The sequence below is a fragment of the Mesorhizobium sp. M7A.F.Ca.US.005.03.2.1 genome (assembly GCF_003997795.1).
GTDB lineage: Bacteria > Pseudomonadota > Alphaproteobacteria > Rhizobiales > Rhizobiaceae > Mesorhizobium > Mesorhizobium ciceri.
This window is the reverse complement of the sequence record NZ_RZRP01000267.1, coordinates 1-7,252: the sequence shown is the minus strand read 5'-3', so window position 1 is coordinate 7,252 and position 7,252 is coordinate 1. Positions and strand designations below refer to the sequence as shown.

The 7,252-nt window shown below is 63.8% G+C and carries 7 protein-coding genes; all 7 read right to left on the bottom strand.

The genetic code is table 11. From position 1 onward, the window contains the following. Positions 1–130: 130 nt before the first annotated feature. Positions 131–997 carry a twin-arginine translocase subunit TatC gene (tatC, locus tag EN991_RS16435; RefSeq protein WP_013531297.1) on the bottom strand — a complete coding sequence of 289 codons (867 nt, stop codon included), beginning with the start codon at positions 995–997 and terminating at the stop codon, positions 131–133. Beyond that, positions 994–1,794, bottom strand: a complete 801-nt coding sequence (gene tatB / locus EN991_RS16430) for a Sec-independent protein translocase protein TatB (protein WP_063168118.1) — start codon at positions 1,792–1,794, stop codon at positions 994–996. The genes tatC and tatB overlap by 4 nt, the downstream gene beginning before the upstream one ends. A gap of 30 nt (positions 1,795–1,824) precedes the next feature. Beyond that, positions 1,825–2,046, bottom strand: a complete 222-nt coding sequence (locus EN991_RS16425) for a twin-arginine translocase TatA/TatE family subunit (RefSeq protein ID WP_013531295.1) — start codon at positions 2,044–2,046, stop codon at positions 1,825–1,827. Between the two features lie 170 nt (positions 2,047–2,216). Beyond that, a complete protein-coding gene (scpB, locus tag EN991_RS16420) occupies positions 2,217–2,984 on the bottom strand; it encodes an SMC-Scp complex subunit ScpB (RefSeq protein WP_013531294.1) in 768 nt (255 codons plus the stop codon). Then, complete coding sequence (locus EN991_RS16415; RefSeq protein WP_013531293.1) at positions 2,981–3,781, bottom strand: ScpA family protein; 801 nt, start codon at positions 3,779–3,781, stop codon at positions 2,981–2,983. Before EN991_RS16415 ends, scpB begins: the two co-directional genes overlap by 4 nt. A gap of 61 nt (positions 3,782–3,842) precedes the next feature. Further along, complete coding sequence (gene nagZ / locus EN991_RS16410; RefSeq protein ID WP_013531292.1) at positions 3,843–4,862, bottom strand: beta-N-acetylhexosaminidase; 1,020 nt, start codon at positions 4,860–4,862, stop codon at positions 3,843–3,845. Between the two features lie 132 nt (positions 4,863–4,994). After that, on the bottom strand, positions 4,995–7,252 hold a 2,258-nt coding region (locus EN991_RS16405), incomplete at its 5' end, for an SPOR domain-containing protein (protein WP_164769122.1).

The following is a 7,252-nucleotide window of genomic DNA, read 5'->3' as shown; positions in this document are numbered from 1 at the left end:
AAAAAGAAAACCCCGCCTCTACGGCGGGTCGCTGGCGCAAGTCGGCACCATACCGAGAATCATAGCATAGCTGCCCTCACCAGGTCAAGAAAAAATTCCTATCGAGGCTGGCCAGACGCGGCGGCGCCGTTCAGGTGGAGGACGCGTCCGCCGGCTTCTTCTCGGCGACCTCTTCCGCCGCGTCCTGCTTCTCGCGTGCCACGCGCTGCTTTTCCTGATCGCGCTCGATCAGCCGGGCAGCCCAGATGGAGACCTCGTACAGAAGGATGGTCGGAATGGCGAGGCCGATCTGGCTCATCGGATCGGGCGGCGTCAGCACCGCCGCGACGACGAAGGCGATGACGATCGCCCATTTGCGCTTCTCGGCCAGCCCCTTGGACGACAGCATGCCGACGCGTGTCATCAGGCTGGTCACCACCGGCAGTTGGAACACCAGGCCGAAGGAGAAGATCAGCGTCATGATCAGGCTGAGATATTCCGACACCTTTGGCAGCAGCGAAATCTGCACCTGATCGTCGGTGCCGGCCTGCTGCATGGCGAGGAAGAACCACATCACCATCGGCGTGAAGAAGAAATAGACCAGCGACGCACCCATCAGGAACAGGATTGGCGACGCGATCAGGAACGGCAGGAAGGCGTTGCGCTCGTTCTTGTAGAGGCCGGGCGCGATGAATTTGTAGATCTGCGTGGCGATCAGCGGAAAGGCGATCACCATGCCGCCGAACATGGCGAGCTTGACCTGCGTGAAGAAGAATTCCTGCGGCGCCGTGTAGATCAGCTCGACCTTGTGCGGATCGAGGCCTGCCCACTGCGTCGCCCATTTGAACGGGACGACCAGAAGGTTGAACAGCTTCTTGGCGAAGAAGAAACAGACCAGGAAGGCAACGAAGAAACCGCCCAGCGACCAGATCAGCCGCCGGCGCAGCTCGATCAGATGCTCCATCAGCGGCGCCGACGATTTCTCGATCTCGTCCTTTTCGGTGTCCGAAACGCTCACTTGGCGGCTCCAGCCGTCTTCTTGGCCGCCGGCTTCTTGGCCGCAGCAGGTTTCGGTTCGATTTTCGCCCCCGTCTTGGTCGCTACGGTCTTGGACGCGATCACCTTGGCCGCAGCGGGCGTCTTGGCCCTGGGCGTTTCAGGCATTGCCGCCGTCACCGGCTTCGCTGGCACCTTGGGCGCAGGCGTGGCCTTAGCGGTGACCGTTTTTGCAGGAGCTTTAGCGCCATTTGCCGAAGCCTTTATAGCCGGCGTCGCCCTTGACGGTGCAGGCTTGGCTGCCTTCTTCGCCGTGGACGCCTTCGGCGCCACGACGGGTGTCGTCGGCACCGATGACGTCACCACCGATTCGTCGGTCATCGCCGGGAAAATCGGCGCTGCCGGCGCTGCTTCCGGTCCGTTGACGCCGGGCATGGTCGTTGCACCGTTCTTCAGCGGCTCGGCCGCCTGCGGGGTCGAAGCGGCTGGCGTTGCCGGATCGGCTGCCGGCTTCGGCTTCATCGCCGCGTCGACGCCGGAGCGAACGTCGGCCGCGGCCTGTTCGAACGGATTGAGCTGCTTCCTGATCTCGGCCATCGGGCTCATGCCCCTGAGCTCGTCGACGGACTTCTTGACGTCGTCGAGCTCGGCTTCCTTCAGCGCCTCGTTGAACTGTTTCTGGAAATCGGATGCCATGGCGCGCAGCTTCGCCGTCGTGCGGCCGAAGGTGCGCAGCATATTGGGCAAATCCTTGGGCCCGACGACCACGATCATGACGATCGCGATGACCAGCATTTCGGTCCAGCCGACTTCAAACATGACACTCTGTTCCGACTAGAACCTTTGGGCTCAGCTCTTGCTGGCCTTTTCCTTCGCGGCCGCAACGGTCTCGTCGGCACGATGTTCGACGGTGCGCTTGTCTTCGGCAACGTCGTCGTCGGCCATGCCCTTCTTGAAGCTCTTGATGCCCTTGGCCATGTCGCCCATCAGCTCGGGAATCTTGCCGCGGCCGAACACCAAAAGCACGATCACCAGCACGATCATCCAGTGCCAAATCGAAAATGAACCCATAGCAAATCTCTCTCGAATGTTTTCCCTGGCGATGATCTATGCGTTTTCGCGTTGGGATTCAAACACAACTGCGACAGAGTTTATGAAAGGGTGGCGGATGTCACGCATTTTCGACGTGGCGGCCCCGCTACGAATCCGCGCATCCTCGACAGATCGGCCGCCAACGCCAGTCAATCTTCCGTGACGCGCGGCGTCAGCAGGCCGAGTTCCTCGAGATCGATATCGGTCAGCGCATCCTCGTCGTCGGTCAATGCATCGGGATCGGCCGGCGGCTGCGGAATGGAGAAATTCGACGGCATGCGGCCCGAAAGCAGGCCGGCCCCCTTCAGTTCCTCCATGCCGGGAAGATCGCGGATCTCTTCCAGCGCGAAATGGTCGAGGAAGGTCTCCGTGGTGCCGTAGGTGACCGGGCGTCCGGGTGTCTTTCGCCGACCGCGCATGCGCACCCATTCCGTTTCCAGCAGCGTGTCGAGCGTGCCTTTCGAGGTTTCGACGCCGCGGATGTCCTCGATCTCGGCACGCGTCACCGGCTGGTGATAGGCGATGATCGCCAGCACTTCGAGGGCCGCGCGGGAGAGCTTCCTTTGCTGGACGGTATCCCTGCTCATCAGGAAAGCCAGGTCGCCGGCGGTGCGGAACGCCCAGGCATCGCCGACACGCACCAGATTGACGCCGCGTCGCGCATAGATCTGCTGCAGTTCGGCCATGGCCAGGGCGATGTTGATGCCGTCCGGCAGGCGTGCCGCAAGCTGCTTTTCGCTGACGGGTTCGGCGCTGGCGAACACGATCGCCTCGGCCATGCGCACAGCCTCGGCCAGATGCAGTCGCTCGGCCGGGTTTTGTAGCTGCTGCTCGGCCGGATCCTGGGAAAGCGGGCCCTCTTCGGGTTCATCGCCGACTTTGAACGGGACAACCGAAGCGTTGGCGCGTTCGCTCATGATGCCACCTCGACTGCCTTGATTGTCTGCGTTCGGCCGCGCAGGTAGATCGGCGCGAACGTCTGATCCTGCCGCACATCCATCTTGCCTTCGCGCACCAGTTCCAGCGTGGCAGCGAACGAGCTCGCGATCGCCGTGCGCCGCTCCTCGGGACTGGTCATGTACGCGATCAGAAAACTCTCCATCGTCGTCCAGTCGCTCACGGCTCCCACAAGGCGGGTCAGGATGTCGCGCGCGTCCTTGAGCGACCAGACACCGCGCCTGGCGATGGTCACATTGTTGATCGCCTGCTTCTGGCGCTGCTGGGCATAGGCGGTCAAGAGATCGTAGAGCGAGGCAGAATAGGCGTTGCGCTTTTCGATGATGACCATTTCCGGCATGCCGCGCGCGAACACGTCGCGGCCGAGCCGGTTGCGGTTGACCAGACGCGCCGAGGCGTCGCGCATGGCTTCCAGCCGCTTCAGTCGGAACTGCAGCACCGCCGCCAGTTCCTCGCCGCTTTCGCCCTCGTCGCCTGGCTGCTTGGGGATCAGGAGCTTGGACTTGAGGAAGGCCAGCCATGCCGCCATCACCAGATAGTCGGCGGCAAGCTCCAGCCTGAGCGCCCTCGCCGTCTCGACAAAGGTCAGATATTGCTCGACCAGCGCCAGGATCGAAATGCGCGCCAGATCGACTTTCTGGGTGCGGGCAAGATGCAGCAGAAGATCGAGCGGACCTTCGAAGCCGGCCACGTCGACGACCAGCGACGGGTCGCCGGTGACGCGTGAATCGTCATTTTCGGCCCACAGACGGTCCATCGGTGCGGCCTTCGCGGCCTGGCTTTCCAATGTCTCCGCCACTGCCTGTCACTTTCCCTTGCTATGCCACCGCATCGAAGTAGGTGGCGAATTCGGCGCGTATTTCGGTTTCTTCGACCGTGTCACGGTCCTTTATATAGGTCAGCGCCCGCTTGGCGCGCTCCAGCGACGTGCCCTCAAGCCCAGTGGTGCGCGATGCGATGCCGGCCATCTCCTCGAAAACGCCGTTGCAGTGAAGGACCAGATCGCAGCCCGCCGCAAGGATCGAGGCCGCCTTTGTCGGGAAATCCCCAGAAAGTGCCTTCATCGATGTGTCGTCGCTCATCAGCAGTCCGTCGAAGCCGATTTCGCGCCGGATGATCTCGTCGATGACCTTGCCGGAGGTGGTCGCCGGATTGTTAGGGTCGATCGCGCTGTAGACGACATGCGCAGTCATCGCCATCGGCAGATGGCTAAGCTCCTTGAACGGGGCGAAATCATGCCGCTGCAGATCACTGAGCGAGGCATTGACCACTGGCAGTTCAAAATGCGTGTCGGCAAAGGCACGTCCATGGCCCGGAATATGCTTCATGACCGGCAGCACGCCGCCCGATATCAGCCCTTCCGCGGCTGCGCGGCCGAGCTCGATCACGGGTCGCGGGTCCTTGCCGTAGGCACGCGCGCCGATGACATCGCTGGCGCCTTCGATCGGCACGTCGAGCACCGGCAGGCAATCGGCTGTGATGCCGTAGCGTAACAGATCGAAAGCATGCAGCCGCGCCATCAGCCAGGCCGCGCGGGCGCCGGCATCATGATCGTCGCGCCACAGCGCGCCCAGCGCGCCGCCGGCGGGATAATTCGGCGCCAGCGGCGGCCGCAAGCGCTGCACACGGCCGCCTTCCTGATCGATGAACACCAGCGCGTCCGGACGCCCTATGCAGTCTCGCATCTCGGCGACCAGATCGCGGATCTGTTCGGTCTCGCCGATGTTGCGCGCAAACAGGATGAAGGCCCACGGGCATTCATTGCGATAGAAATTGATTTCTTCGCGGGTGAGCGATTTCCCGGCGCAGCCGAGGATCATGGATTTTGATTCGGTCATGTCGGCAGTTTAGGGCTTTGTGCGATCAAAGGGAATCGCCAGGGATTCATCCACGGCAACGCCGGATATGCTTTCCCCATGAAAAAAGCCGGCGCGGTGACCGCGCCGGCTTTCAATCGGTTGGCTCCGGCTTTAGCGCGAGACGAAGCAGTTGCCGCCGGCGGCCTTGTAGCTGGTGCACAAATTGATCGCGTCATTGCGTGACTGGGCCGGAACGCGCACGCGGTAGAACGTGCCTTTGCCGGCGATCTCGGCCTTGACGATGTTGGCGGTACGCCCGGCAAGCACGCTGCCATAGCGGCGCTGCAGATCCTGATAGCTGGACTGGGCGCTTTCGACGGTCGGCTGCGAGGCGATCTGCATCGACCACGAGCCACCGCCGGCCGCGGTCGATGCCGGATCGATGGACGCAACCTGATCGGGCTTGACCTCGCCGACGACATCGACCGGCTGGTCGGACGGACGCTGCGGCGCGAGCGGAACCTTTGCCGGCGTGTTGGCCGATTGGGCCTTGGCCTCGGCCTTCGGCTTGGCCACCGGCTTGAGGGCCGGCTCGTCGTCCGCCTGGGCGGCGGCAGGCGCCACGGTACCGGTCTGGTCGGCATCGGCTTGCGCCGCCGGGGCGACATGCTGCGGCGCCGGATCGACCGGCTCGGTAGCGGCCACTTGCGGAGCGGCGGGCGCCGCCGGATCTTCACGCGGCACCAGCGAACCGTCCGACTTGACCACCATGGTCCTCACCTTGCGCGGTGCAATGGCGACGACATCGGCATTTGTGCCCTTGTCTGCATCCTGCAGCACCTGCGCGATGCGGTCCTCGGACTTGGGAGTTGGCGCCGTATTGTCGGCCAAAGCGGCGCCGGCCATCGGCGCGGCGTTGCCGACATCGGTTCCAGCGCCGGCTGCATTCTGGTCCGGCGAAAGATCGATGGCGCGGGCCGGGTCCTTCGCCTGCACGTCCACCGGCTCTTCGGTGTTGGTGACCAGCTTTTCCTGGACCGGCTCGGCGGGCTTGGCGCCCCTGACCGCGTCGTAGACCTTGTTGTCCTGGTTGGGCACCACGGCGCCGCCCGGATTCTCCGGCTTGACCTTGATCGGCGCGTTGTCGGCCTTGACGATGACGGGCGCTTCGCTGCCGCCCTTGCCGCCAAAGGACAGCGCAAAGGCACCGAGACCGCCCGCGACCGCGACCGCGCCGACAATCGCGGCGATGAACAGGCCGCGTCCGCGCGACGGCCTTGCGGCCTCACGCTCGCCGAGACCCGGAACAGCCATCTCCTCGTCGAGTTCGGGATCGTAGTCGAGTTCATCGACGGTGAAATCATCGGCTTGGGAAGCCGGCTGGCTCCCCGGCAGGTTGTCGAGGTCGTAGCCCGAGGCGTCGGCATAACCCGTAGGCGGCGCCGCGCGGGCAGACATTTCCATCGGCCGCGCCGCATAGGTTCGCGCTTCCGGCTCATAGCCCGACTTGATCCCCTCATAGCCCGGCTTGACCCCGTCATAGCCCGGCTTGAGGCTGTCATAGCCCGGCTTGAAGCCCGCGGCATAGGAGCCATCATCGTAAGATGCGCCGGCCGCGTTGCCTGTGGGAGCGGCAGCGACCTCCACCGCGTTCATCTCGGAGAGAAGGCTGGAGAACTCGGCATCGAGATCGTCATAGCCAGGCGACGCCGGCTGGTCTTCCTCGAAGTGCAGTTCGGGGATATCGAGATCGTCCGCCAGCGCCACGACACGCTCGGGCACATCGACCGTCTCGACATCGGGCATGTCTTCGTAACGCGCCGGCTGGCGCGATTGCGGCGCCGATACTGGTGCAGCGGGAGCCAAGGTTTCGACCGGCTCGGACGAACCATAGGACGTCGTGGCGGCGACTGCCGGCGCTGCGGCCATGGATGATGCCACCGAAGCGGCCGGCTGAGCGCTAAACGTAGGCTGCGTGCTGAATGACGGCTGCTGCGGAACCGGCGTCACGCGGCTCCACGAACGCGTCGGCTCTGTCGGTTGGGAACGCTCCGCAAGCCAATCGAAAGAATCCGCCGAATTGTCCCGGGGAGCGGCTTCGTCACGCGGATCAAGGCCCTGGGCCAAAGCCGCGTCCAACGCATCATCGTCGAAATCGACATCGCCAATGGTGTCCGAGTTCGGATCCTGGAGTTCATCAAGCATAAGATCGTCAATATCCGCGTCGGCCGCTTGGGCCGTGCCAACATGTCGATTCTGCTCAGGCGTGGTTTCGTCAAGATCCCAGTCGAGGTCGCCGACAAGGTCGGCCGGTTCCTCGGCAGGCTGGGCAACAGGCGGCGGGGCAGCGACAGCCGGCTGAGCCGTGACAGGCTCGCTGGCCGCCGGCGCCGTGCGGGAAGTCATGGCGCCCAGCAGCGCATTCAACT